This window comes from Actinomadura rubrisoli (genome assembly GCF_004349215.1).
GTDB lineage: Bacteria > Actinomycetota > Actinomycetes > Streptosporangiales > Streptosporangiaceae > Spirillospora > Spirillospora rubrisoli.
The window spans coordinates 1-1773 of record NZ_SMKU01000663.1; the positions used below are offsets into that span (position 1 = coordinate 1).

Here is a 1773-nt window from a genome sequence, read left to right on the forward strand (position 1 = left end):
GGCGGGCGGCTGCTCGTGTTCACCCTTCGCGGGATCGTGGCCGGTCGTCCGGGTGGGGTCGGCTTCGTCCCGTCCGGCGCCTTCGGGGCGGGCGGGCTGTGGCTGCTCGGCGCGGGCGGGTTCTGCTGTGCGGCGGTGCGGTTCCGGTGCGTCCCCGCCTTCTCCGTGCGTTGACCTGAGGTGCGGGGGCAGCGCGTCGTCCAGCGCGGCCTGGAACCTTGTGATCAGCCTGCGGTTGACCGCCTCCCTGAGCGCCCTCTCCTCGGGGGAGAGGTCCGCGCTGCGCTCGCCGCGCTGCGCCGCCTCCGCCGCGACGTTCGGCAGGTCGCGCGACACCTCGTACAGCGAGTGCTCGTACGCGGCGACCTCGTCCACAGACCTCAGGTGCAGGCGCAGCTCGCCGATGTGGCCGTTCGGCATCCGCACGGTCATGCGGATGTCGCGGTACCCGCTGGGCTGCGGATTCTGCAGCCGGTCCTTGATCGACACGATCTCGACGCCGTGCCGCGCGACGACCTCCTGCACCCGGTCGAGCGCCTGGTAGAGGTCGGCGACGCTGTCGAACTGGACCTTCCCGCCCAGCAGGTCGTTGAGCTTGGAGGGGTTGCCGCCGCTCTCGATGATGATCTTGTCGAGGGCGCGGACCCTGTCCTTGCGTCCGGGACGCATCTTCGCGTCGTCGGGATCGTTGGCCAGGTCCTTCAGGACGTTGTTGAGCGTGTCCTTGTGCGCGTCGGCCGCGTTGTAGAGGTCGTCCAGGTAGTCGTTGATGAGCGGGTTGTCCCTGGAGAGCTGCTCGCCCTCCTGGAGCCGGCGCTTCTGCTCTTCCAGCGCCTTCTCGTCGAAGCCCGGCTGGTCCGGCGACTTCGAGCCGCCCACCTCGTCCGCCACCCGGTTGCTGATCTCCAGTTGCCGGCCCTCGAACGGCGTCGGCAGCGGCCTCTGGCGGCCCTCGCCGAGAATCGCGTCCGCGCCCCGCTCGTTCACCTCCCGGACGGAGTCCTCCAGGATGTGGACGGCCTCGGGTTGCGACAGCAGGCTGTGCAAGGTCCTCGGCCGGGCCATCAGCGAGTCCCGGAGGGCCCCTTCCACCGGCGACAGCGGCGGCGGGCCGTTGCCCTCGATGATCCGCGCCAGCTCGGGGTGGTTCGGCAGCCGGTGGCGCAGATCGTTGTCTAGCAGATCGCCGAGCCGGTCGCCCCGGTCGTTGACCACGGTCTCCCGGGCCCGGTCCACGAGCTGCCGGATCTGCTCGTTCTCGTGGACGCGCCGCATGAGCTCCGGATCGGCCAGCCGCGAAGGCTGCCCCTCCGGCTCACCCGTCCTCGCCCTGGGCTGCGCGTCCGCCGGCGGGCCGTCCGCCGTCCGAGACCCACCCGCAGTCTCGAGTCGGGCCGATCCATCTCCGTCCGTACGCGGCGTGGCCCCTTCGAGACTCCGCGGACCAACATCAGCCCGCGACGGCGTCCCTTCAGCGTGCGGTGTGCCAGCGGTGGGTGGTGTCTCCTCGGGGCGGGGTGTGGTGCTTTCGTTGCGCGGCCCGGCGTCCGTGCGAGGCATTGTGCCTTCGGCATGCGGCGTAGTGACGGTGGGGCGCGCCCCCTCGGGCCGAGGCGCGGCGCTCTCGGTGCGCGGCCCGGCATCCGTGCGCGGGGTGCCGTTTTCGGTGTGTGGGACGCCAGCGGCGGGTGGCGTCCCCTCGGGGCGGGGCGTGGTGCTTTCAGTGCGCGACCCGGCGTCCGTGCGCGGTGGTGTGCCTTCGGTGTGCGGGGT

The 1773-nt window shown here is 71.9% G+C and carries 1 protein-coding gene; it reads right to left on the minus strand.

The genetic code is table 11. The annotated features are described in order from the left end of the window. Window positions 1-1275 (minus strand): nucleotidyltransferase family protein (locus E1298_RS46640; RefSeq protein ID WP_207945281.1); only part of this gene is annotated, 1275 nt, incomplete at its 3' end. Window positions 1276-1773: the final 498 nt, after the last annotated feature.